Origin of the sequence: Pseudomonas cerasi, from assembly GCF_027983475.1 — a bacterium.
In the GTDB taxonomy this organism is placed as follows: domain Bacteria; phylum Pseudomonadota; class Gammaproteobacteria; order Pseudomonadales; family Pseudomonadaceae; genus Aquipseudomonas; species Aquipseudomonas cerasi.
The window spans coordinates 958,086-982,461 of the sequence record NZ_JAQJVM010000003.1 but is presented as its reverse complement, the minus strand read 5'-3'; the positions used below and the strand labels follow the sequence as shown (position 1 = coordinate 982,461).

Genomic DNA, 24,376 nt, shown 5'->3' with positions numbered 1-24,376 from the left:
ATGGCTCGTTTCTTCATCGATCGGCCCATCTTCGCCTGGGTCATTGCCATCTGCATCATGTTTGCCGGTGGGCTGTCCATCAGCCAGCTGCCACTTGAGCAATACCCCAATATCGCGCCGCCGACGGTAAAGATTTCCGCCACTTACACTGGTGCATCGGCCAAGACCGTCGAAGACTCTGTCACACAGGTCATCGAGCAGCAGATGAAGGGGCTGGACCGGCTGACTTATATGTCCGCCTCCAGCAGCTCTGCGGGCAGTGCGAGCATCAGCCTGACCTTCGCCGCCGGCACCGACCCTGATGTGGCGCAGATGCAGGTGCAGAACAAGCTGCAGCAGGCTGAATCGCGCCTGCCGCAAAGCGTGCAGAGCGAAGGCTTGGCGGTGACCAAGGGCAGTTCCGACTTCCTGATGCTGGTCGCCCTGGCCTCCGATAACGAAAGCGTCACCGGCACGCAGATCGGTGATTACATTTCCAGCACGCTGCTCGATCAACTGAGCCGTGTGGATGGCGTCGGCGACGTGCAGACCCTGGGGTCGGGGTACGCGATGCGGATCTGGCTGGACCCGGCGAAGATGGAAAAGTACTCACTGATGCCCTCCGACATCAGCTCGGCCCTGGAGGCGCAAAACACGGAGGTCTCGGCAGGCCAGTTGGGGGCCTTGCCGGCGGTGGAAGGTCAGCAGTTGAATGCGACCATCAGTGCCCGCAGCAAGCTGCAGACGCCCGAGCAGTTCGAGAACGTGGTCGTCAAATCTTCCAGTGACGGCGCTGTCGTGCTCTTGCGCGATGTGGCGCGAGTGGAGTTGGGCAGCGAGAGCTATGACATCAACTCGGCGCTCAATGGCAGGCCTGCGGCGGCAATGGGTATTCAGCTGGCGTCAGGCGCAAACGCGCTGAGCGTTGGTGAAGCGATCAAGGCCAAACTCAAGGAACTCGAACCGTTCTACCCCGCGCAGATGCAACTGAAAACAGTCATTGCCTATGACACCACGCCATTCGTGAGCCTGTCGATCAAGGAGGTGGTGAAGTCGCTGGGTGAGGCGATCGTGCTGGTGGTGCTGATCATGTTTCTGTTCATGCAGAACCTGCGCGCCACGCTGATTCCGGCGATTACCGTGCCGGTGGTGCTGTTGGGTACGTTCGGCGTGCTTGCGCTGTTCGGCTATTCGATCAATACCCTGACCATGTTTGCGATGGTCCTGGCCATCGGCCTGCTGGTAGACGATGCCATTGTGGTGGTGGAAAACGTCGAGCGGGTGATGGGCGAAGAACACCTGAGCCCGCTGGAGGCGACCCGCAAATCCATGGATGAAATTACCAGCGCGCTGATCGGTATCGCGCTGGTGCTGAGCGCCGTGTTCATTCCGATGGCCTTTTTCAGCGGTTCCACCGGGATTATCTACCGGCAGTTTTCGGTGACCATCGTTTCGGCCATGCTGCTCTCGGTACTGGTTGCAATGACCCTGACGCCAGCGTTGTGCGCAACGATGCTCAAAGCCTCGGATGCGCAACTGCACGCACAGCGCGGTGGCTTTTTCGGCTGGTTCAACCGCACGTTCGACCGCAGCGCCGATCGCTATCAGCGAGGCGTGGGCGGAGTCATCGAACATCGCGGACGGGGCCTGCTGGTGTATGCGCTGGTGCTGGTGGTCATGGCGGTGGGTTACGTCAGTCTGCCCACCTCGTTCCTGCCGGATGAAGACCAGGGCGCGCTGATGGCGCAGATCCAGCTGCCGGTGGGTGCTACCGACAGCCGTACACAGGCGGTGATGCGGCAGTTCGAGGCTTACATGCTCAAACAGCCGGAGGTCGAGGCGTTGATCAGTATTTCCGGGCTGGGGATGGGCGGTAACAGTCAGAACACCGCCAGGGCGTTCATCAAGCTCAAGGACTGGAGCGAGCGTTCCGGCAAGGAGCAGGGCGCAGCGCAGGTGGCACAGCGCGCGACGCTGGCCCTGGCGAGCATCGGTGACGCCAGCGTGTTTGTCATGCAGCCACCTGCGGTACGTGGCCTGGGGCAGAGTTCGGGGTTCGATGTGCAACTCAAGGACCTCGGCGGGGTGGGGCATGAGGCATTGGTCGCGGCACGCGAGCAGTTTATCGAGCTGGCGAGAAAGGACTCGAGCATGCTGGGCGTGCGCAGCAACGGCCTGGACGACACTCCGCAGCTGAAAGTGACCATCGACGATCGCAAGGCCGGAGCGCTGAGCCTGTCCACCAGCGATATCAACTCGACCCTGTCCACTGCGCTGGGCGGCAGCTACATCAATGACTTCCTCAATCAGGGGCGAGTGAAGAAAGTCTACGTGCAGGGCGAGGCTGCTTCGCGTATGCAATCAGCCGATCTGGACCATTGGTTCGTGCGCAACAGCAATGACGAAATGGTCCCGTTCTCGTCGTTCGCCAGCAGCAGCTGGAGTTATGGTTCGCCGTTGCTGGAGCGTTACAACGGCAGCTCGTCACTTGAGGTGGTGGGCGATCCTGCGCCAGGTGTCAGCTCGGGTACCGCGATGGATGCGGTTGAGGCCATCATCAAGCAACTTCCCGAAGGCATCGGGTACGAGTGGACCGGGCAGTCCTATCAACTGCGCCTGTCCGGCTCCCAGGCGCCGCTGCTCTATGCCATTTCAGTGCTGTTCGTGTTTCTCTGCCTGGCAGCCCTGTACGAGAGCTGGTCGGTGCCGTTCTCGGTCATGCTCGTGGTGCCGCTGGGTGTGGTCGGCGCGGTACTGGCGACGCGGATCAGTGGCTTGAGCAATGACGTGTACTTTCAGGTGGGCTTGCTGACCACCGTGGGCCTGGCGGCGAAAAACGCGATTCTGATCGTCGAGTTCGCCAAACATCTTCAGGAACAGGGCAAAAGCCTGCATGAAGCGACCCTTCTTGCCGCCCGGCAACGACTGCGTCCGATTCTGATGACTTCGCTGGCGTTCATGTTCGGTGTGCTGCCGCTGGCCCTCAGCAGCGGTGCAGGCTCGGCCGGGCGTAATGCGATCGGCACGGGCGTACTGGGCGGCATGTTCAGCGCCACCGTGCTGGGGATTTTCCTGGTGCCGCTGTTCTTCGTGGAAGTGCGTCGCCGCTTCAGTCGTTCGTCAGGCACTGCTCCTGCGGCTCAACCCACATCTACAGGTGAAGCATGATGCGTCTTTTCTGGCCTTCGCTGGCTGTCACGGCGCTGCTTGCGGGCTGCGTCAACCTGGCCCCGGATTACCAGCGCCCTGAAGCGCCGGTTTCAAGCCAATGGCTGCCAGCGACGGCTGCCCAACCGGCTGCGTCGGGCAGCGTGCCCACGGATATCGAATGGCAGAATTTTTTCATCGATAACCGCCTGGTGCGCCTGCAGAACCTGGCGCTGGTGAATAACCGCGACCTGCGCCTGGCCAGCCTCAATGTCGAGAAAGCGCAGGCGCAATATCGCATCGAACGGGCGGCGAGCCTGCCGACCATTGATGCCAGTGGCAGCGGCACGCATACACGCACGCCGTCATCGACCTCGATGACCGGCAAGTCGTCGATCAGCCATGAGTACAGCGCGCAGCTGGGCTTGAGCAGCTATGAACTGGATGTGTTCGGGCGTATCCAGAACCTTCAGGACGAAGCGCTCGAGGATTACCTGGCGTTGACCGAAACACGGCGCAGTACGCAGATCAGCCTGATCGCCGAAGTGGCGACCGGCTGGCTGACCCTGGCCGCCGACAACCAGCTTCTGAAACTTGCCGAAGACACGCTGGCCAGCCAGCAGAAAAGCTACGACCTGACCAGAAACAGTCATGCGCTGGGCGGTTCTTCCGGGCTGGAAGTGGCCCAGGCGCAGACAACGGTCGAATCGGCGAGGGGCGATGTGGCGCAATATAAAAGCCAGATTCTTCAGGACCGCAACGCCTTGCGCCTGCTGGTGGGCAGCGATCTGCCGGAGGAGCTGCTGCCCGATGCCGACATGCAGTCGGTGGCGCAATTGGTGCAGGTGCCGGATGGCCTGCCTTCCAGCCTCCTGCAACGTCGCCCGGACGTGCTGAGTGCCGAACACACACTCAAAGCCGCGAACATCGATATCGGTGCAGCGCGTGCGGCGTTCTTCCCCAGTATCACCCTGACTGCCAGTGCAGGCTCTTCCAGCACCAGCCTCTCAGGTCTGTTCAAGTCCGGAACCGGCGCGTGGAGCTTTGCGCCAAGTATCAGCGTGCCGATTTTCGACGGCGGCGCCAATCGGGCCACGCTTGACTCGGCCAAGATCGAGAACCAGATCCAGATTCAGACCTATCAGCAGACGATCCAGACCGCATTCAAGGAAGTGGCCGATGCCTTGGCGGTGCGCAGCACGCTGGATGAGCGGCTTGCCGCGCAGCAGGCCTACACCGATGCCAGCCGCAGAAGCTACGAACTGGCCGACGCCCTATACTGCGGCGGATCGCAGAGTTATCTGGAGGCGCTCGAGTCGCAACGCTCGCTGTACAGTGCCGAGCAGGACCTGATTTCCCTGCGCCTGACAGAGCAGAGCAACCGCGTCACGCTCTACAAGGTCATGGGCGGCGGATGGAATCGGTGATGGTTTTTTCCACTAGCCTTTGAATAATCGCCAGGCTTGAACGTTTTACCCTTGCCCACAGTGCGGCCATTTGCAGGTTCGCACTGTGGTTTTGATCCTTCATGAACAGGAGTTCTCATGAAACCCTCCCAGCCGAAGTACGCCCACGCCTTGTTGCTGCTGGTCACTTCACTCAGCATTCAGACGCCGGCTCTGGCCCGTATGGCATCCGCGGCGACCGCCGACAATACAGCCCGGCTTGCAGTGGTCAAACCGATCAGCAGTTGTGCTGCACTGAGCAGCGTGGAACTCAGTGACATCGGCGGGCAGGGCAGTCGTGTGCTGGCGGCCAGTGAATCGACGCGTGACGGTGTTGCGGTGTGTGCGGTGGAAGGCCAATTGGCGCCGGAGATCAATTTCAGGCTTGAGCTGCCAACCGGGACCTGGGAGCAGCGCTACCTGCAAGTCGGCTGCGGCGGATTGTGTGGCAACGTCAACTCGACCGTGCGTGCCGCTGATGGCTGCACATCCCTGAATGCCGGCGCCTTTGCGGTGGCTTCCACTGACATGGGCCATCGGGCGGCAGACGAGCATTTTGGTGATGACCCGCAAAAGCGCGCCGATTTTGCCCATCGTGGTGTGCACCTCACTGCGCTGGCCTCGAAGAAACTGATCGCCGCGTTCTATGGTCGCAAAGCAGAATACGCCTACTTCAGTGGCTGCTCGGACGGCGGTCGCGAGGCGTTGATCGAAGCACAGCGTTACCCGGACGATTTCGACGGCATCATTGCCGGAGCCCCGGCGCTCAACTTTCAAGTGCAGAAAACCCTGTATCACGGCTGGATGGCGCGCTCCAACCGAGGGGCAGACGGCAAGCCTATCCTGCTCGCCTCACGACTGCCGTTGCTGCACAAGGCCGTACTTGACCAATGCGATGTGCTGGACGGACAGATTGACGGCCTGATAGCGGATCCGCGTATCTGCCACTTCGATCCCGCCGCGCTGCAATGCAAGGCGTCGGCCGACCCCGCCACGTGCCTGAGCGCAGAGGAGGTGGCCACGGTCAGACGCTTTTACGAAGGCCCGAAGGACGCTGCCAGTGGTGAGCGACTGACCCTGGGCGGCCCGCAGCCGGGTTCGGAATTGGCTTGGGCCGGCGTGTTCGTGCCGGTTAGCGCCGATCAGACGGTATACAGTGAAAAGGCCGCGCTGGAGGCCATTCGCAACGTCGTGTTCGAGAAGAACCCACCGGCAAGTTTCGATTTGAATGCGCTGAACTTCGACGAGAAAACCTTTGATCAACTGCGCCCGTTGCATGCGCTGTACGACGCCACCAACCCCGATCTCTCGCCATTCGCCAGCCACGGCGGCAAGCTGATCCTGTGGCACGGCTGGGCCGACCCGAACGTCTCACCGCTCAACACCCTGGCGTACCACGAGGCGCTTGAAGCACAGATGGGCAAGAGCCGCACCGAGGCATTCTCGAGGCTGTACATGCTGCCCGGCGTTTATCACTGCGGCGGCGGGGAAGGGCCAAGCCTGGTCGATCTGCTGACGCCGATCATGGCCTGGGTCGAAAAAAGCCGGGTCCCGGACGCCATCGTTGTCCGACAGGCAGGCCCCGACAAGGCCGGCAACAGGCAGAGGCCGCTGGCACAGTCGCTGCCGGCGTCCATGGTCAAGGAAAACGTGGGCAATCGCGGACGTACCCGCAAGGTCTTCCCGTACCCGTTCATGGCCGAGTACGACCACAAGGGCTACGCGAAAAACGCAAACAGCTACCAGCGCGCCCAGCCGCTGACCACGGAAAAAACACCGCAATGGATGGGCAGTGGGTTCTTCAAACCGTATACGCCTCTGGAACGTCAGGCGCAGTAGAGCTTGCCCCGGTACAGTGTGGGCGAATTATTTTCTCCTCGTTCTTGACATGGCATGCGAACCAGTACAGAATTGCGTCCATTCCTGAGCGAGGAATTGAAAAAAACCCTTTAGATTCAATGGGTTGGAAGCCAAAGAAATACAGGTTTCCCGCGAAATCAAAACACGTTTGATGTTCAAGTGAAGCATCTTTCGTTTGAGGCCGAGTAGCAAAATGGTTATGCAGCGGATTGCAAATCCGCCTACGCCGGTTCGATTCCGACCTCGGCCTCCACTATTCAAAGCCCCGCAGATTAACGTCTGCGGGGTTTTTTATTGGGCGCAGATTTGTATTTTTCCATCTGATCAGGACAACTCCGGGACACTGAAATCATTCATAGGCACCGCGCTCAGCCAGCAAACAAAAGGGCTGGCTCATACACGATTGGAAAGTGGCGTGAGTTGCTTGAGTGGTCTATTAATTTCATGTGTGTCTTAACGAGGGCTCAGCCTTGGTCGGTAGAATTTCTGATTCCGAACTTCATGAAATGCGGATTCGCAAGTTGCAGAACGACATCGCCGACTCAGAGCGCCTCGGGATGCCGGTGAAATTCATGCACCTGTCCGCGTTGACATCCACCAGTCGGGAGCATCATATCGAACGACATGGCGCGTTGTTCACGGGGCAGCAGATGCTCGATTGGTGGGCAGAAGGGGATAATCGGGTGCGCTGCCGATGCGCATGCACCCCGATACTTCTGGACAGGCAGGGAAGGCCAATGACGCCTGACCTGATAGCCAATGCCAAAATGGAGTTGAAGAACTTCAAGGATTCCTGAGCTTTCGTTTGATGCTTTACGCATAAATAGAGAGAGGGAAGCTAAGAAGTCGATTGCTAAGTTGATGACGTCTTCACCGCGGACCGCAGGACTTCTTTAGCCCCTGACGCATGCACTGCCGCGTGACCGGTGCGCAGTTCTTCCATACAGATGCCCTGAAGACATACAGCACGATTATTGCTTGGCAAGGCTATCCAGCCTGTCAGGCTCAATCGAGGTAAGTCCCATGAGCAAACCCCTTGTCCGCTGGCCGATCATTCCGCGCAGAACGGCGGTCATCGTTGTAGACATGCAAAAGGTCTTTTGTGAGCCCACCGGGGCGTTGTACGTAAAAAGTACTGCGGGCATCGTCCAGCCCATTCAGATGCTGCTGCAAACCGCACGGGCTGCGCAGGTGACGGTGGTTTATCTTCGCCATATCGTGCGCGGCGATGGTTCTGATACCGGACGCATGCGTGATCTTTATCCGAATGTGGACCAGATACTGGCACGGCATGATCCGGACGTTGAGGTCATCGAAGCGCTAGCGCCTCGGTCGGGTGATGTGATTGTCGAAAAGCTGTTTTACAGCGGCTTTCATAACACGGACCTGGACACCGTGCTGCGTGCGCGGGATGTCGACACCATCATCGTCTGCGGTACGGTCACCAATGTGTGTTGTGAAACCACGATCAGGGACGGGGTGCATCGAGAATACAAAGTCATCGCCCTGAGCGACGCCAACGCTGCAATGGACTACCCGGATGTCGGGTTCGGCGCTGTTTCAGCCGAAGAGGTACAGCGAATATCGCTGACGACGATTGCCTATGAGTTTGGCGAAGTGACAACGACTGCCGACGTCATCCAGCGCATTGAAAACGCCTGAAAACAGCGGGTCGAATGTGCGCAATTCTGGCCCGTTTTTCAGACCTGTGCATTCAAACCATGCGTTCTGTTTCAGACCGTTTGATCCGGTTTTAACGGTCGAACCAGCTAACTGCTTGTATGAGCGATGAATTCTTCCAGTGGCATGCTTTCTGCTCTTGCCTCGCTGACCTTCACCCTTGTTGGTGAGCCTTTCCAGCAGCGTGTCAGCGAGAGGAAACAGCCGTATGACTCTGCAATATGTGCCCATTATCAACCTGGCCCCCTATTTCTCAGAAGACCCGGACGGTAAGGCTGCCGTAGCCAAGGCAGTCAATCAGGCGTGCAGGGACATCGGGTTTCTGGTCATTACCGAGCATCAGATTCCCGGAGAGCTTATCGACAGGGTCTCGCGTTTGACCCGCCAATTCTTTGATTTGCCGCTGTCGGAAAAGCGCAAGGTAGATCGGCCCAGCCCGGAGATGGTGCGGGGTTACAGTGCGGTGGCCGAGGAGAGCCTTTCCTATTCTCTGGAGGAAAGTGCGCCGGGGGATCTCAAGGAGTCTTTCTCCATCGGGCCGAGCGATGTGCCGGATGAAGATTATTATCACAATGCCCAGGCCGGCTCGCACTTCGCACCGAATGTCTGGCCTGCGCAAAACCTGCTGCCCGGATTCAAGGAGGCTTATCAGGCCTATTTCGATGCCATGAGCGAATTGGCCCAATCGCTGATGCGCCTGTTTGCCTTGGCATTGGAGCTGGATGAATGTTTTTTCGATGACAAGATCGACCGGCATATCAGCATGTTCCGCAGCCTGAGTTATCCGGACATCAAGACCGAAGTCGAGGCTGGTCAATTACGTGCGAGTGCGCATACCGACTACGGCAGCCTGACCATCGTGCGCCCCGATAACGCGCTGGGCGGCTTGCAAGTACGTAATCGTCAAGGCGAGTGGGTCGATGTGCCGTATGTCGAGAATGGTTTTGTGGTCAACATTGGCGACCTGATGATGCAGTGGACCAACGACCAGTGGATTTCCACGCTGCATCGAGTGGTCAACCCGCCGATGACCAGCGAGCAGGACAACCGTCGACAGTCTTTGGTGTTCTTCCATCAACCCAACTACGACACGTTAATTCAATGCCTGCCAGGCTGCCTGCCGTCTGGCGCCACGCCTCGGCATGCGCCGGTGACATCGGGCGATCATTTGCTGTCCAAGTTCGTCAAGCAGACCACTTTTGGCGGTAGCAAGGTGGCCTGATATGAACTCACTGTCTTACGTCAACGTGTTCGCGCAGGACATCGTCCGCCTGAGCACGTTCTACTCGAACCTGTTCGGCTTTCGCGAAATCGAGGCCATCAGGTCACCCATCTTTCGCGGGCTGGACACCGGCAAGTCCTGCATTGGTTTCAACGCACTGGATGCGTACGAGCTGCTTGGCCTGGAAGCATTTGCAGGCAGCACGGGGTGCAGGTTTTTGCTGAACATCGACGTGTCCGACCAAGCCGAGGTGGACCGACTGGTGCCGCTGGCAGTGGCGCAGGGCGCGAAACTGATCAAGGAACCGTACCTGACCTATTACAACTGGTATCAGGCCGTGCTGCTGGACCCTGAGCAGAACGTCTTTCGCATTAACGTGATGCTCTGAAACGCTGCTGCCGAGTATGGAGTGGCGAGCGGGCCGGCTTGGTTAGCTTCCCGCACCCTTGGTTCAGGGTTTTACGGAAAAATCTACTCGCTGAACTGCTAGCTATTCCGTTCATGAAAGCAGGTCTTCAATTGTGCAACAGGCAAAGGATGCCTGATTCAATAATTGAGGATATGGACATGAGTACATCTGATAGCGCACAACCCAGACACGGCATGGTAACCAGTCCCGAATCCCGTGGTTCTTATGCCATATCCAAAGGGCTGTTGCTGGAGTGGGAGGTGGTCGCTATGGAAGGAGGCAAAAACTTTCCAGACGAGACATTTGGTCTTGCGCACGACTTCCCTGGCGTCGATGAGCCTATTAATCTCGATCCGCCTGCGTCAGCGCCGCCGCTTGCCAACCCGCCATCAGACGGACTCATACTGAGCGGGGGGCAAGATGATCGGCGTAAATGCTTGAACCTGACGGATGTCGGGATCATTGAGGAAATAACGCAAAAAGGTCATGGTACGGCTGAAAAGTGGCCTCGGTTGAGCGTTGCGGGTGGAGACGAGTTTGAAGTTAGATGGGCGTACCATGCCGTACATGTCACACGCGGCTACCGGTGGTTTATTACCAAAGACGGCTGGGATGAAAGCAAACCCATTAGCCGGGAGGCCTTCCAGGGAAAGAACTACGTCAGTGATAACCACTTCAAATCGGACGGTCAAGACGGGTTGATGTGGAGCGATATCTCGCCGTTGAGTCCTTTTGATAAACACCGGGATGAGCTTCAGCCCGCAGAGATTACAAAAGCAACATTACCCAGCGATAAACACGGACATCATGTCATTCTTCTTGCTTGGATCGTCGCCGAAACCGATAAAGCATTTTATCAGGCGTTTGATGTTGATTTTGGTGAGTAAGGCTCATTCGGCCAGCAGTGTAAGCTCTGCGCCTTGATGACTCCTGGATCCGCTCTGTTTAAGATGTGGCCGCGTTCGGAGAGTGAGGCGACGGATGTGAAGGGTAGGGTGCAAGCGTCCAGCGACGTATTACCCCCGCTTATACTACAAGGCCTGCGCAGAGAAGAAATTGATGATCAGAAGGCCCGGCCTCAGCGCCGGGCTTTTTTTGCATCATGAAAAGGCTTAAAACAACCCACGTTTTTTTATGTGGAGTTTCAAGTGTGGGTCGACTTTTAGAACGATTGCTTGCCCTTGCTTTGTTTATGCCGCTGATGTTCGCAGGTGCATGGCTGGGATTCGAGATTCCTGGAATAGATCACGACACACGGACAATATTTTTCCTCGGCTGGATGATCGCGATGGCATTTGTTGTCGATCGAATCTGCACAAGTGTATTTAGGGAAAAGTAGACATTAGAGCCGGGATCTACATGACCGTGCCTGGTATCTGCTATTGCCTCGAAATCTCGCTGAATGGAACCATGGTGGCGATGAACTTTTTTGGTGTACTTGACGTACGTGGAGTGACCCCTAATCGCGGTGAGGGCGTGCAGTGCTTGAGTGCTTCAGATTTGGAGAGTGGTGTTCGTCGGCAGAGCGCCGGAAAAGGAGTTTTTTGGAGTTGCGGACCACGACTATTTTTCCGCACCAAAACAAAAAGGGCCTACCCGGCAAAATGCCCAGTAAGCCCTTCATATATGTGGTGCCCCGAGCCGGGGTCGAACCGGCACGTCCAAAGGACGAGGGATTTTAAGTCCCTTGCGTCTACCAATTTCGCCATCGGGGCGGTAGCGCCAAGAGCAGGGAATATATACACCCGGCCCCCATGAAGCAAGCTTGAAAGCGTCTCGAAGGGTGCAAGACGCTGCTTTTTTGTCTGTCAGAAATGCTTGGCAAATCATGAGGCTACGAAATTTTATTGCAGCAAAGGCTGATGCGGTGGTCGGGCGGCTCAGGCTTTGCTGTCTTTCACCACCGCATCGTTAACCACGGCCTCGACCTTGTCAGCCAGTATTCGCAGGTAGCTTGCCAGGGCGACTTCTTCCAGGCGCAGGCCTTTGCGTTGTCGGGAGCGGGGGAGTTTGGCCAGGTTGCCGAGCAGGAAGCCCTCCAGAACCGCAGGGTGGATGTAGCATTTTCGGCAGATGGCGGGGGTATTGCCCAGTTGTTTCGAGACTGCCTTGACCATGTCGACGATGTGCCGTTTGGCGTCGGCTTCTGGCTCCCAGTGCAGTTTTTGCAGCGTTGCCAGCGCCAGCGCGCTGGCCGCCCAGGTTCGGTAGTCCTTGGCCGTGAAGTCCGAGCCGGTGAGGCTTTGCAGGTAGGCATTGATATCGGATGAGGTCACTGCGTGGCGCACGCCGTCTTCGTCCAGGTACTGGAAGAGGTTTTGTCCGGGCAGCTCCATGCAGCGCTTGATCACATTGGCCAGACGCCGATCCTTGACGCTGACCTTGTGCTCGACGCCGCTCTTGCCGCGGAATTCGAAGAGGATCTGACCGCCTTTGACCTCGACGTGTTTATTGCGCAGGGTGGTCAGGCCGTACGAACGGTTTTCCTTGGCGTACTGGCTGTTGCCGATGCGGATCAGAGTGGCGTCCAGCAATGAAATGACCGTCGCCATGACTTTTTCCCGGCCCATGCCCGGCTGGGCGAGCTGTGCTTCGATCTGCTTGCGCACTTTGGGCAGCGCATGGCCGAACTCGATCAGCCGCGAGTATTTGTCCTGATCACGTATTTCGCGCCAGCGCGGGTGGTAGCGATACTGTTTGCGCCCGCGGGCGTCGCGGCCAGTGGCTTGCAGGTGACCCAACGGGTCGGCACAGATCCACACCTCGGTGTAGGCGGGCGGCACTGCCAGAGCGTTGATGCGCTTGATCTCCGACTCGTCCTTGATGCGCTGACCGTTAGTGTCGAAGTACGCGAATTTGCCGCGCAGTACCTTGCGTGTAAGGCCCGGTTGAGTGTCGTCTACGTAATGCAGTTCACTGGCGGGCTGGCTGATGGCAGTCGAGTCAGGCATGGCTAAGTTCCAAAGGCAGTTAAAAACACTGACCTCGGCCTTTTACGGTGGTGCCGTTTATTTGCTGCGTGGCGGTTTTTTTCGAAAGGTCAGGCCAGCACCGCGACCGCCTTGATCTGCGCCCAGAGCGACTGGCCTCTGTGCAGGTTAAGTTGGTCGCTGGAATAGCGAGTGATGCGCGCGAGCAGCGGCGTGCCGCCCGCGTCCAGTTTGACCAGGACGTGCGCCGAATTGTCGGCCAGCGCTTCCTCGATCACCGTGACCGGCAAGCGGTTGAGGATGCTGCTCTGGTAATCGGGTTGCAGGTTGAGGCTGACGTCCCGGGCCTGGACCTTGATGCGCAGCAGGGTGCCGACCTGCATCTGCACGTGGGCGACGCGCATGCTCAGTTTGCTGCCGGGCAGCGTCACGGTGAGCAGCTGGTAATGGTGATCATAGGCGCTGACCGTGCCTTCGATGACCACCCCCGCATCACTGCCCATCGCCAGAGGCAGGTCCAGCCGCGCCAGGGTTTCGTGGATCGGACCGCTGGCCAGCACGTTGCCTGCGTCGAGCAGTACCAAGTGGTCCGCCAGGCGTGCGACTTCATCCTGAGCGTGGCTGACGTACAGCATGGGGATGTCCAGCTCCCGGTGCAGGCGCTCCAGGTACGGCAGAATTTCACTTTTGCGCCGGGTGTCCAGCGCCGCCAGCGGCTCATCGAGCAGCATCAGCCGCGGGCTGGTCAGCAGCGCGCGTGCGATGCCTACGCGCTGGCGCTCGCCACCGGACAGCTTGTCCGGGCTGCGTTCTAGCAGATGATCAATGCCGAGCAATTCGCTGGCCTGCGGCAGTTGAATGCGGCGCTGCTGGCGCGGGATACGTTTCATCCCGAACTCCAGATTGTCCCGTACCGACAGATGCGGGAACAGGCTGGCTTCCTGAAACACGTAGCCGATCGCCCGCTTGTGCGGAGCCAGGAAAATACCTTTTTCAGTGTCTTGCCAGACTTCCTCGTGAACGCGGATGAAGCCCTGATCGGATTTTTCCAGACCGGCGATGCAGCGCAGGCAGGTCGTCTTGCCCGAGCCGGAAGGCCCGAACAGCGCGGTAATGCCCGAACCCGGCAGTCTCAGGTCGGTACGGACGGTGAAATCCGGGTAGGCCATTTGCAGGCGGACTTCTATCGGCGACGCCATGACTCAGCTCCATGCCGTTTTGGATTTGCCGCTGGAATACAACGCCAGCAGCACCAGAAAGGAAAAGACCAGCATCGCGCCGGCCAGCCAGTGCGCTTGCAGGTACTCCATGGATTCGACGTGATCGAAGATTTGCACTGACACCACACGGGTTTTCTCGGGAATGTTGCCGCCGATCATCAGCACCACACCGAACTCGCCGACCGTGTGCGCGAACCCGAGGATCGCCGCAGTGATAAACCCCGGCTTTGCCAGTGGCAGAATTATGTGGGAAAAAGTGTCCCAAGGGCCGGCCCGCAAGGTGGCTGCGACCTCCAGAGGGCGGGTGCCGATCGCTGCAAACGCGTTCTGCAGCGGCTGCACGACGAAAGGCATCGAGTACAGAACCGAGCCAATCACCAGCCCGGCAAAGCTGAAAGTCAGCGTGCCCATCCCCAAGCTTTGGGTAAGCTGACCCACCGCACCGTTAGGCCCGAGCAGCAGCAACAGGTAAAAACCGATAACGGTTGGCGGCAGCACCAGGGGCAGGGCGACCACTGCGCCAATCGGCCCCTTCAGCCATGAATCAGTGCGCGCCAGCCACAGCGCGATGGGCGTGCCGATGATCAGCAGGATAACGGTGGTCAGCGACGCCAGTTTCAGCGTCAGCCAGATCGCCGCGATGTCGGCACTCCCCAGCGGCATTTACAGCTGGTATCCGAAGGACTTGATGATCGCGGCGGCTTTCGGGCCCTTGAGGTACTCGACCAGCGCCTTGGCAGCGGCGCTGTCCTTGCCTTTGTTAAGGATGACCGCGTCCTGCTTGATCGGGTCATGCAGGTCATCCGGTACGATCCAGGCCGAGCCGCTGGTCAACTTGCCATCCTTGTAGACCTGCGACAGGGCCACGAAACCCAGCTCGGCATTGCCGGTGGACACGAACTGGTAGGCCTGGGTAATGCTCTGACCTTCGACGATCTTGGCTTTGGTGGCTTCGGTCAGGCCCAGTTTGCTCAGCACCTGGGTTGCTGCCAGGCCGTAGGGAGCGGTTTTGGGGTTGGCGATGGACAAGTGTTGATACTGATTGGCCTTGAGCACCTGGCCCTTGCTGTCGACATAACCATCCTTGGCTGACCACAGCGCCAGCGTTCCGACCGCGTAGGTGAAACGCGATCCCTTGACGGTGTCGCCTTCCTGCTCGAGTTTTGCGGGTGTCGTGTCGTCAGCCGAGAGGAACACCTCGAACGGCGCGCCATTTTTGATCTGCGTATAGATCTGACCGGTAGCGCCAAACGCAGCGACCAGCTTGTGGCCGGTGTCCTTCTCGAAGTCAGTGGCTATCGCCTGGATCGGCGCGGTGAAATTGGCCGCCACGGCGACCTGCACTTCGTCGGCAGACGCATGGGCTGCAGCAGAGGCGGCCAAGGCCAGCACGGAGAACTTGAGAATGGCGCGCAGCGTGGTCGTTCGCATGAAACAGCTCCTTGATGATGAAAACGTACGCCATCGAGATAAGGGCGTTTCGCTATATAGATAAATATATAGCGTCACCCTGTTGTTCTGAAAGCACTGTTTTATTGCGGAGACAGAATTTTCAGCGCGTTTTCAGCCAGTTGCCGCGTCAGTTCGGTGGCCCCCAGCTGATGTTTGATACCGACTGCCTGGCCTGCCCAGAGGTTCACAAAGTCACTGCTGCCCAGTTTTTCCGCCTGCGCGCGCAGCGGCATCAAGGCACCGCCCGCCAACGGAAATGCCGGGGCTAGCGGGCTGATGGGGCCTGCCTCGCGCATGATCCGGTTGACGATGCCTCGCGCCGGGCGCCCGGTGAAGAGGTTGGTCAGAGCGGTCTGGCTGCCCGAGGCATCGTATAGTGCCTGTCGGTGCAGGGCGCTGACGCTGGCTTCCGGGCAGAATAGATACGCGGTTCCGACCTGTACCGCCGAAGCGCCCAGGACAAATGCTGCTGCGACCCCGCGACCGTCTGCAATGCCACCTGCCGCGATGACCGGGATGCTTGTCGCGTCAGCGATTTGCGGCACCAGCGCAAAGGTGCCGACCTGTGTGTGCAGTTGATCGCTGAGAAACAGCCCCCGATGGCCGCCTGCTTCATAGCCCATGGCAATTACCGCATCGCAGCCGTGTCGCTCCAGCCAGACCGCTTCCTCGACTGTGGTGGCTGACGAGATGATCTTCGCACCGGTGGCCCGGACCCGATCCAGTAACGATGGCTGCGGAAGGCCGAAATGGAAACTCACCACTTCCGGCCTCAATCGTTCGATCAGCGTGCAACTGTCACTGTCGAAAGGCGCGCGGTTGGAGACAGGTGTTGGCGCATCGAAATCGGCACCCAGTTCCTCGTAATACGGCTTGAGCGACTGCTTCCAGCGTTCAGCACGCTCGGCATCGTCGGCCGGAGGCTGATGGCAGAAGAAATTCAGGTTCAGCGGGGCGTTGCCGGTCTGCTGTCTGAAAGTCGCGACTTCCTGATCGATTTTCTCAGGGGTGAACATGGCGCAGGGCAATGCCCCCAAGCCGCCAGCCTGAGCCACAGCAATGGCCATCTGCGATCCGCTGGCGCCCGCCATGGGGGCTTGCAACAGGGGCAGTTCGATGGCGAACAGGTCAATGATGCGGCTATCTGGCCATTGGCTCATGGGATTCTCCGGCAGGCATTCGGCAAACGCTCATTGAGCGCGAGAATGGTGTGAATGGCAAACGCAACGGCGAGCGTCGACAAGCCGGCAGGGCCATTCGGTTGACATAAAAAACGATCGGTCTACTATTCAGGCATGACTCAGCCAACTATCCCACTACCCACTCCCTCACTCGCCAGGCCCCGGCGTCCCGGCCGGCCGCCGAAGGTTGATCGCGATAACCTCGAGACCCGCGAGGCGCTGTTGCGCCGCGGTCTGGAAGTGCTCACCGAACAGAGCTTTTCGGCCACGGGGCTGGATTACATCCTCAAGGAAGTCGGCATTCCCAAAGGCTCCTTCTATCACTATTTCCCCAGTAAGGAAGCCTTCGGCCGGGCGGTGCTGGATGAGTACGCGCGCTATTTCGCACAGCGGCTGGACCGCTGGCTGCTGGATGAGGCGCTTTCGCCACTGGAACGACTGGTCGGCTTTGTGCAGAGCGCCAAGGGCGGTATGGCGCGACACGACTACCGACGCGGTTGCATGGTCGGCAATCTGGGCCAGGAAATCAGTCTCTTGCCGGACGGATTTCGAGAGGTACTGGAACAGACGCTGCTGGACTGGCAGTCAAAGCTGGCGGGCTGTCTGAGGTCTGCGCAATCAATGGGCGAATTGGCTGCAGACGCTGATTGCGATGAGCTGGCCGCGTTTTTCTGGATCGGCTGGGAAGGCGCAGTGCTGCGCGCCCGGCTGGTCAAAAGCGCTACACCATTGAACACGTTCATCGCCGGCTACCTTCGTGGTTTGCCGCAATGATTTCTCTTCAGGGCTATTTAAAGACGACCAGTCTAAATTGGAGGCGCATATGTTCAAGGGCATCTTGATCGACAAGGATGAGGCGGGCTACCACGTCAATCTGACCGACATCGACGAAGCGCGGCTGCCCACGGGCGACGTGACGATCGACGTGTCGCACAGCACGCTCAATTACAAGGACGCGCTGGCGATCACGGGTCAGAGCCCGATCGTGCGCAGCTTTCCGATGGTGCCGGGTATTGACCTGGCCGGTACGGTCGAAGCCAGCGACACCCCTGAATTCAAGGCCGGGGACAAGGTTCTGCTCAATGGCTGGGGTGTCGGTGAAGGGCATTGGGGCGGCCTGGCGCAGAAGGCCCGACTCAAGAGCGAATGGCTCATTCCTCTGCCGCAGGCCTTCACGCCGGCGCAGGCGATGGCCATCGGCACGGCGGGCTACACCGCGATGCTCAGTGTCCTGGCACTGGAAAAGCACGGCTTGACCCCGGACCACGGTGATGTGCTGGTCACCGGCGCCAATGGTGGGGTCGGCAGCTTTGCCATCGCCATCCTCGCCAGGCTCGGCTATCGGGTCATTGCCTCCACAGGGCGGGCTTCGGAAAGCGAGTACCTGCAGCAACTCGGCGCGGCACAGATCATTGACCGGCAAACCCTCTCTCAGCCTGGGCGACCGCTGGCCAAGGAGCAATGGGCGGCGGCAGTCGACTCTGTCGGCAGCCATACATTGGCGAACGTGTGCGCCGGTATCCGTTATCGCGGTGTGGTGGCGGCCTGTGGCCTGGCGCAGGGCATGGAGTTTCCGGGTTCGGTTGCGCCGTTCATTCTGCGCGGTGTCACGCTGGCGGGTATCGACAGCGTGACCCGCCCGCGCGCGGACCGGCTGGAAGCCTGGTCGAGGCTGGCGAGCGACCTGGACATGTCGTTGCTGCCGCTGATCAGCCGTGAAGTCGGCCTGAGCGAGGTGATCGACCTCGCGCCGCAATTGATTGCAGGGCAGGTTCGTGGGCGGATCGTGGTGGATACTGCACGCTGAGTGAATCACGGCGCGTCGGCACTGGCACACTCGAGTGCGACCAGTGCGCGATGCACTTGCGTCGTGCCGAGCCCGGTTTCGCATAATTGCAACGGCGTGCGACCGCCGAGTGACGTATTACGCGTAACCAGCCATTGGCCGGCACGCTCGGGCGTTGCAAACACCTTCAGAGCGTGGCTGGCAATCATCGCCACACGGTCCAGGCGTTCGGAGGCCACCAGGTCCAGTGACTGCTGCTGGCGCTGGCGCCGTTCGAGGGTTGAAATCGATGCGTTGAACAGCGCTTCCATTTGCCGGGGACCAAGGGCCAGCGCGTCCCGGACTGCACGGATCCAGCGCGGCGCAAAGCCCGCCTGAATGTTCGTCAGGCGTTCGGCTTCGCTGCGCTGACTGAGCTGGTAAGTCAGCAACCAGAAACTGGCCGCCGCTTCACGACGGCCAGTTGTTTTGCTGGCAGAGGAAGGAATCAAGGTGCGTGCCGGCCTTCGGTGGCGGAAAGGACGGCCAAGGCTATCTCAGGCGACACGTTGTTCAAGCGGCAGGATGTTACCGGGCGTTGCCTGACCGGGAAGGCGGTGCGCTGCAGCGCAGGTGTCGCGCCAGAGCCCCCGTGCTAAAGTCGGTCGCCTGAATACGAATGAAAAGCGCCGTGGCTGTTGGCACGCGCTTGCACCAGAAAAGGCGTCGCTCCCTATGCCGCACGACCCTCACACCGACCAGGACGCACGTATTGTCAGCCAGCCTTCGCTGCCCGACGTCAACAAGCCGCTGCGCCTCTACCTCGACCGCCTGGCACCTTCAAGCCGCCTGACCATGACCTACGTTCTGCAGGATGCGGCAGACCGGCTGGGCATGGCTGACGTCGATATTCATGATATTCCCTGGCACACCCTGCAACCTGGCCACGTTACCGCGCTGGTCGCAACGCTGCGTCAGGATGACTATGCGCCCAATACCACCTCGCTGTATGTGAACGCTATTCGCGGGGTGATGAACGAAGCCTGGCGGCACGACCTGATCAGCCACGATCAGTTGTTGAAAATCCGCTCGATCAAACCGGTCAGCGGCACGCGATTGGCCAAGGGCCGCAACATCCGTCGCACGCTGATTCGCGAGCTGATGGAAGCCTGTGCTGCCGACCCCAGGCCGCAAGGGCGTCGCGATGCCGCGATCATTGCCATTCTGTATGGCTCGGGGATGCGCAAGTCCGAGTCGGTCAACCTCGACCTTTCCCAGATCGATTTCGCCGAGCGCAGCCTGCGGGTGCTGGGCAAAGGCAACAAGCAACTGATCAAGTACGCCCCCGAATGGGCCTTCAAGGCGCTGAACGACTGGCTGGCCTTGCGCCGGTCGTGCCTCCCGCCGGGGCAGGGCGATGACCCGTTCCTGTTCAACCGGATCCGCCGTGGCAGCCATATCACCCGCGACAGAATCACCAAACATGCCATTTACTTCATCGCCAAGCAGCGCGGGCGGCAAGTGGGCGTGAACATCATGCCCCACGATTTTCGACGCTCGTTCATCACCCGGGTGATAGAAGAGTTCGATCTGTCGATTGCCCAGAAGCTCGCGCACCACACGCATATCTCGACCACCGCCAGTTACGACATGCGCAGTGACAACGAGCGGCGCAACGTTGTGGACGGGTTCGACCTTTGAGCAAAAAAAAGCCACCTCGCGTAAACGGGGTGGCTTAAAAGATCTAACCAAAGGAGTGATGAAGCAGAGCAGAGATTCACCGGCATCGCGACGCGGATTCGCGGGGCCGGGAGAAATGTTCGTTCATCGCCGGCAACGTTAACACCGCCGCTCCCGATTCAGTTATCAGCGTTATCGATAGCCGTCATTGTCAAAAAAAATAGGACGGTGGGCCTGCCTGCGGATCGCCATCCAAAAAGTGGATAGTTCGACCCTGAGGTATCCGGCAATCGGATAGCCAACAATTGGCAACAATTTCATGCTTTGCCGCACTTGAAACGTACGGGACTGAGCATGGAAAAGTTCGATATACACCGTAAAACCCGATTCGACTCGTTGGTACAGGAGTACGGTCTGGATGGCAGCCGCCTGCTGCCGTGGGAAGGCTATCCGATGCCGTTTGCTGGCGGCTGGTGCGTGGTCCGTCCGGGCACCCGCAGCGAAGCACACACACAGATCGATCAGGAAATCTTCATCGCCATCAAGGGCAGTGCGCGTCTGGTTGTCGGTGACAGGGAGATGGATTTCAGCGTCGGCGATATCGCCGCCATTCCGAAACACACCAACCATTACGTCATCAACGATTCCGCCGAGGACTTCCACTTTTATGTGGTCTGGTGGGACATGAACTACGTCAACGCATTCGTGGCGCAGCACAGCGAGACCACGGGGTGCCTCGATGAGTAAGTTCATCGTCACCATCACGCCACCGACACCCAACGGCGATTTGCACATAGGCCATATCGCCGGACCGTTTCTGGCCGCTGATGTGTTTACCCGGGTGCAGCGTCAGCGCGGTCACGAGTGTGTGCTGGTGTCCTACTCCGACGACTACCAGTCCTACATGCTGCGCAAAGGACTGGAGCAGGGCGTCGACCCGGTCGAGCTGGCCAGGCGCAATTCCGACCGTATCGAAGCTTCTCTGGCGGCCATCAACATACAGCCCGACAACTGGATGCGCCCGCACGACAATGCGTGGTTTGCCGAAGCGGTGGGTGAGGTGTTCAGTGCGTTGCGTGATGTCGGCGCAATCGAATGTCGGGATTCCAGCGAGCCGTATTGCCCTGATTGCGACGTCTGGGGCTACGAGGCCTTTGCCCGGGGCAACTGCAATTACTGCGGTGCCGAGTCCGACGCCAGTCAGTGCGAGAACTGTGCTCAGGCCCCTGACGCCGAGCTGATGACGGACTTGCGCTGCAAGCTCTGCGGTCAGCCCTCGCAATGGAAAACCGTCCATCGCGCGTTTCTGAAACTGGCCGGGTTCAAGCCGCAGTTGCGTGACCGTCTGCTGGGCCAGTCATGGCGCAAGCCGCTCGACAGCTGGTTGCGCGACAGCCTGGAGCACTTGCATGACTGGGGCGTCACGCGTCCAGGCGACGGCGGGCTCGACCTGCAGGCCGACGGCTCGTGCCGGGTGCACACCTGGTTCATGGGGCTGGCAGGCTATATGGCGGCATTTCGGGAGTACGCCGACCGCGTCGGGCGTCCGGAGCTGTTTCGTCAGTACTGGCAGTCGGGGCAGGGCACGCTGGTGCACTTTCTCGGCTTTGACTGTGTGTTCAGCCACGCCATCGTCTACCCGGCACAACTGTCGGCGCTGCGCGACATCAAGGTCCGCCAGCGCTTCATGCCCAATCAGTTTCTCAAGCTGGACGGCCTGAACCTGTCGACCAGTCGCAACCACGCGATCTGGGTCGGTGACCTGGCCCGTGAAGCCTGCGCCGACAGTGCGCGCCTGTATCTGGCGAGTATCGCGCCGGAAGAAAGCGAAGGTGATTTCCGCCTGGCGCAGTTCCTCGCATGGCGGACAGAGGTGTTCAGCGAGTTTTTCCCGGCCTTGCTGGACGCTGGAAGTAATCGTGACGACCACTGGTGGAGCGGCCTCTGCGGGGCCGACGCCGGACTCCTGGAAGCGCTGCGCTTGCAATGGAGCAAAGCCTCGGAGCCTGCGCAGTTTTCGATGAAACGCATGGCCCAGGTGCTGCTGGACGTAATCGCCATTACTCGCGCGCGTTTGGCCGAAGGTCGTCCGGTCAGCCATCTGGCGGCATTCATCGCGGTGCTTGGCAAGGCGCTGATTCCGGACATGTCAGCGCAGATCATCAGCGCGTTCGGACTGCCCGAGGCCCGCGTCCACGCCACGCTGATGAACGGCCCGGCCGCTGAATACTCCATCTGAACGGATTCACGACAATGCTCATCGATTATGAGATAGCGGTCATTGGCGCCGGGATCACCGGCGCCAGTATCGCGGCGAAGCTGTGCAGCGCCGGTGTGTCGGTCGCGCTGATCGACAAGGGCGCAGCCGGCGGCCTGGGCGCAAGCGGTTATTCCGGTGGCCTGGTTCGTCTGTATGACAGCGATCCGTTGCTGATGGAGCTGGCGGCCTATTCCATCAGCCTGATGAACGACGGGGTTTTTGCGAGCACTTACGCCACTGCGTTGCGGCGTACCGGGGTGATTTACCGGGCGGCTACGGACCAGCTGGATAACCTGCACCGCGCCATCGACCAGTACGGCAGCGAACGCTACCCGATGCGCCTGCTGTCAGGTCACGAGCTCGATGGCCAGCGCTACCCGCACTGTCCGACGCTGGAACGCGTCAACCTGTTCGAGCCGCGCGCCTGCGTCGGCAATGTGCGCCAGGCCGTTGCTGCGCTGTGTCAGTCGGTGCGCCAGCAGGGCTTGCTGCTGGAGCACCGCGAGATCAAGTCCATCGACTGCCGTGCGCCCGACCTTGTGCACATCGACCTGGGCAGCGCCACGCTGCGTTGCCGGGCCGTGGTGGTCGCTGCCGGTGCCTGGAGCCAGCACCTGGTGCCGCACTCGGGGCTGGAAGCACGCTCGATTCCCCTGGCCCGGGTGTTGACCGAAGGCGACTGGTCAATGCCGGTGATTGATGCGGTGAGCCAGAGCTACGGCATACCGCTGACTCGGCATATCGTGCAGACCGGCTGTGGCGCGCGTGACAGCGGTCTGTGGCCCGAGCACCTTGCGCAGCCTGACGCACGGCATGCCGAGGACGCCTGCAAGCGCGTCGCCCAGTTGTGCGCCTCGGTCGGCAAGCCGCACGTGCTCGATGTGTTGCCCGGTTTCGACAGCTACAGCGCCGACGGTCGGCCGATGCTGGGGTTCTGCGCCGAGCGCAGCCCGGTGTATCTGGCCGCAGGCATGTCCGGGCTGGGCTTCAAGTTTGCACCCGGCGTGGCGCACATTGCGGTCGAGCAACTGCGCAGGCATCTGGCCGGAGCTGACCGCGCTTGCTCTGGCTGGTCGGCATTGTCGCCAGGCAGGTCGATGCCGGGCTTTTCAGTCCAAGGCCTCGCGCTGGCGAGCGTGCAGTCATGACGTCTTCGATCGAATCGCGCCTGCCGGGCTTGCGGATAGGGGTCAGCGCTCTGTTCGACCCCGACGACACGCCGCATGCACGGACCTTCTTGAGGGCACTGGCGGTGGCGCGCAATGGCATGCCGGGGCTTGAGCGGGTGCAGTGGCACTTTCTCGACGACGCTGCCGATGCCGTTCGCGGTGCCGATGTGGCCCGGCAAATGATCGACTGGAAGGCCGATCTGGTCATCGGTCATTTCTCTTCGGATGCCGCCGTCGCTGCCGCGCCGCTGTATCGACACGCCGGCATTGCCCTGCTGACCCCCGCGGCGACGATCGATTGCCTGACTCTGGAGCATGACAACGTCTTTCGTTTCTGCCCCTCGGACCGGCAACTGGCGGCGGAGCTGGTCAGCTGGCTGGCGACTCGTCAGTGGCCGCGCGTGCATGTTCAGGCCGACGACAGTGCTCACGGTCGGGCCTTGTGCGTCGCCATCAGCGCGGCACTGGCCAGTGCCGGTTTGCAACGTGTCGACGAGCTCGACCAGGCCGATGTCGAGGTGTTTGCCGGACGCCTCAACCCCAGTCGCGAGCACTGGCAAGCGCGGCGGCAAGCGGGCAGTACTCGACCGCTGGTGCTGACCGACGACGCTGCCTCGCCGTATCTGGGGCGCGCCGCAGCGCACGACAGTAACACCTTCGTGATCGGCTTCGGAGCCCCCGACAACGCCGAACATCGCTGTCAGGCCCAGGCACTGCACCGGTCGCTGTTCGCTGCCGAACCGCAGACCTACTTTCGCGAAAGCCTGCTGATGCTTTACGTGCTGGCCGAGGTGGCTCGCAGCGCTCTTCGCGCCGCACAACTGCCTGACGCACTTCGGCACAGCACCTTCAACACACCGCTGGGCGCGGTCAGCTTCGATCAGGGCGAGCTGCGCAACGCGACGACCTGCCTCTGGACGCCAGGCCCCACCGGGCTGAGCCGCATCACCCCATAGCACCCAAAACACCGCTTTACA

22 protein-coding genes and 2 tRNA genes are annotated in these 24,376 nt (G+C 60.0%); 17 read left to right on the top strand and 7 right to left on the bottom strand.

Features of this window, described 5'->3' with window-relative positions:
• From PI739_RS19955 to PI739_RS24755, 10 genes are all read left to right on the top strand, one after another.
• Window positions 1-3,147, top strand: coding sequence for an efflux RND transporter permease subunit (locus PI739_RS19955; RefSeq protein ID WP_271352129.1), 3,147 nt, complete (start codon window positions 1-3; stop codon window positions 3,145-3,147).
• Window positions 3,147-4,553: an efflux transporter outer membrane subunit gene (locus PI739_RS19950; RefSeq protein ID WP_271352178.1), complete on the top strand. Its 1,407-nt coding sequence runs from the start codon at window positions 3,147-3,149 to the stop codon at window positions 4,551-4,553. The genes PI739_RS19955 and PI739_RS19950 overlap by 1 nt, the downstream gene beginning before the upstream one ends.
• Before the next feature lie 117 nt (window positions 4,554-4,670).
• On the top strand, window positions 4,671-6,410 hold the full coding sequence (locus tag PI739_RS19945) for a tannase/feruloyl esterase family alpha/beta hydrolase (RefSeq protein WP_271352128.1): 1,740 nt from the start codon (window positions 4,671-4,673) through the stop codon (window positions 6,408-6,410).
• Between the two features lie 200 nt (window positions 6,411-6,610).
• Window positions 6,611-6,684, top strand: a tRNA-Cys gene (locus tag PI739_RS19940).
• A gap of 253 nt (window positions 6,685-6,937) precedes the next feature.
• Window positions 6,938-7,228, top strand: coding sequence for a hypothetical protein (locus PI739_RS19935; protein WP_032609754.1), 291 nt, complete (start codon window positions 6,938-6,940; stop codon window positions 7,226-7,228).
• Window positions 7,229-7,454: 226 nt separating this feature from the next.
• A complete protein-coding gene (locus PI739_RS19930) occupies window positions 7,455-8,093 on the top strand; it encodes a cysteine hydrolase family protein (protein WP_271352127.1) in 639 nt (212 codons plus the stop codon).
• Window positions 8,094-8,319: 226 nt separating this feature from the next.
• Window positions 8,320-9,333 (top strand): isopenicillin N synthase family dioxygenase, encoded by a 1,014-nt coding sequence (locus PI739_RS19925; protein ID WP_044308000.1) that lies wholly within the window; start codon window positions 8,320-8,322, stop codon window positions 9,331-9,333.
• A gap of 1 nt (window position 9,334) precedes the next feature.
• On the top strand, window positions 9,335-9,721 hold the full coding sequence (locus PI739_RS19920; RefSeq protein ID WP_003370733.1) for a VOC family protein: 387 nt from the start codon (window positions 9,335-9,337) through the stop codon (window positions 9,719-9,721).
• 149 nt (window positions 9,722-9,870) lie between these two features.
• Entirely contained in the window at window positions 9,871-10,629 is a 759-nt protein-coding gene (locus tag PI739_RS19915; protein WP_192876183.1) for a lytic polysaccharide monooxygenase auxiliary activity family 9 protein, read from the top strand.
• Between the two features lie 263 nt (window positions 10,630-10,892).
• The gene (locus PI739_RS24755; protein ID WP_003370737.1) at window positions 10,893-11,081 is read left to right on the top strand and encodes a hypothetical protein; all 189 of its coding nucleotides are present in this window, start codon (window positions 10,893-10,895) and stop codon (window positions 11,079-11,081) included.
• A 290-nt stretch (window positions 11,082-11,371) separates the two neighbouring features.
• On the opposite strand, the gene PI739_RS19910 is transcribed toward PI739_RS24755, so the two are convergent.
• The 6 genes from PI739_RS19910 to PI739_RS19885 all read right to left on the bottom strand — a co-directional run bounded on the left by PI739_RS19910 (window position 11,372) and on the right by PI739_RS19885 (window position 16,504).
• Window positions 11,372-11,457, bottom strand: a tRNA-Leu gene (locus PI739_RS19910).
• A gap of 165 nt (window positions 11,458-11,622) precedes the next feature.
• Window positions 11,623-12,693 (bottom strand): DNA topoisomerase IB, encoded by a 1,071-nt coding sequence (locus PI739_RS19905; protein ID WP_003435474.1) that lies wholly within the window; start codon window positions 12,691-12,693, stop codon window positions 11,623-11,625.
• Between the two features lie 89 nt (window positions 12,694-12,782).
• The gene (gene modC / locus PI739_RS19900; RefSeq protein ID WP_054080969.1) at window positions 12,783-13,871 is read right to left on the bottom strand and encodes a molybdenum ABC transporter ATP-binding protein; all 1,089 of its coding nucleotides are present in this window, start codon (window positions 13,869-13,871) and stop codon (window positions 12,783-12,785) included.
• 3 nt (window positions 13,872-13,874) lie between these two features.
• A complete protein-coding gene (modB, locus tag PI739_RS19895) occupies window positions 13,875-14,555 on the bottom strand; it encodes a molybdate ABC transporter permease subunit (protein ID WP_003370743.1) in 681 nt (226 codons plus the stop codon).
• Window positions 14,556-15,323, bottom strand: a complete 768-nt coding sequence (modA, locus tag PI739_RS19890) for a molybdate ABC transporter substrate-binding protein (RefSeq protein ID WP_271352126.1) — start codon at window positions 15,321-15,323, stop codon at window positions 14,556-14,558.
• Window positions 15,324-15,424: 101 nt separating this feature from the next.
• Window positions 15,425-16,504, bottom strand: coding sequence for an NAD(P)H-dependent flavin oxidoreductase (locus PI739_RS19885; RefSeq protein WP_058396874.1), 1,080 nt, complete (start codon window positions 16,502-16,504; stop codon window positions 15,425-15,427).
• 135 nt (window positions 16,505-16,639) lie between these two features.
• Here PI739_RS19885 and acuR point away from each other — a divergent pair, with 135 nt between their 5' ends.
• On the top strand, window positions 16,640-17,299 hold the full coding sequence (gene acuR / locus PI739_RS19880) for an acrylate utilization transcriptional regulator AcuR (protein ID WP_044308005.1): 660 nt from the start codon (window positions 16,640-16,642) through the stop codon (window positions 17,297-17,299).
• Between the two features lie 49 nt (window positions 17,300-17,348).
• On the top strand, window positions 17,349-18,332 hold the full coding sequence (gene acuI / locus PI739_RS19875; RefSeq protein WP_074806396.1) for an acrylyl-CoA reductase (NADPH): 984 nt from the start codon (window positions 17,349-17,351) through the stop codon (window positions 18,330-18,332).
• A 5-nt stretch (window positions 18,333-18,337) separates the two neighbouring features.
• Here the strand turns inward: acuI and PI739_RS19870 are convergent, their stop codons facing one another.
• Window positions 18,338-18,802, bottom strand: coding sequence for an Xre family toxin-antitoxin system antitoxin (locus PI739_RS19870; RefSeq protein ID WP_122241436.1), 465 nt, complete (start codon window positions 18,800-18,802; stop codon window positions 18,338-18,340).
• Window positions 18,803-19,025: 223 nt separating this feature from the next.
• On the opposite strand from PI739_RS19870, the gene PI739_RS19865 reads away from it, so the two are divergent.
• From PI739_RS19865 to PI739_RS19845, 5 genes are all read left to right on the top strand, one after another.
• The gene (locus tag PI739_RS19865; RefSeq protein ID WP_271352125.1) at window positions 19,026-19,991 is read left to right on the top strand and encodes a site-specific integrase; all 966 of its coding nucleotides are present in this window, start codon (window positions 19,026-19,028) and stop codon (window positions 19,989-19,991) included.
• A 333-nt stretch (window positions 19,992-20,324) separates the two neighbouring features.
• Window positions 20,325-20,717 carry a cupin domain-containing protein gene (locus tag PI739_RS19860; RefSeq protein ID WP_003435452.1) on the top strand — a complete coding sequence of 131 codons (393 nt, stop codon included), beginning with the start codon at window positions 20,325-20,327 and terminating at the stop codon, window positions 20,715-20,717.
• The gene (locus PI739_RS19855; protein ID WP_003435449.1) at window positions 20,710-22,209 is read left to right on the top strand and encodes a methionine--tRNA ligase; all 1,500 of its coding nucleotides are present in this window, start codon (window positions 20,710-20,712) and stop codon (window positions 22,207-22,209) included. The genes PI739_RS19860 and PI739_RS19855 overlap by 8 nt, the downstream gene beginning before the upstream one ends.
• A gap of 14 nt (window positions 22,210-22,223) precedes the next feature.
• Window positions 22,224-23,378, top strand: a complete 1,155-nt coding sequence (locus tag PI739_RS19850) for an NAD(P)/FAD-dependent oxidoreductase (RefSeq protein ID WP_271352124.1) — start codon at window positions 22,224-22,226, stop codon at window positions 23,376-23,378.
• Window positions 23,375-24,355, top strand: coding sequence for an ABC transporter substrate-binding protein (locus tag PI739_RS19845; RefSeq protein ID WP_271352123.1), 981 nt, complete (start codon window positions 23,375-23,377; stop codon window positions 24,353-24,355). Before PI739_RS19850 ends, PI739_RS19845 begins: the two co-directional genes overlap by 4 nt.
• Window positions 24,356-24,376: the final 21 nt, after the last annotated feature.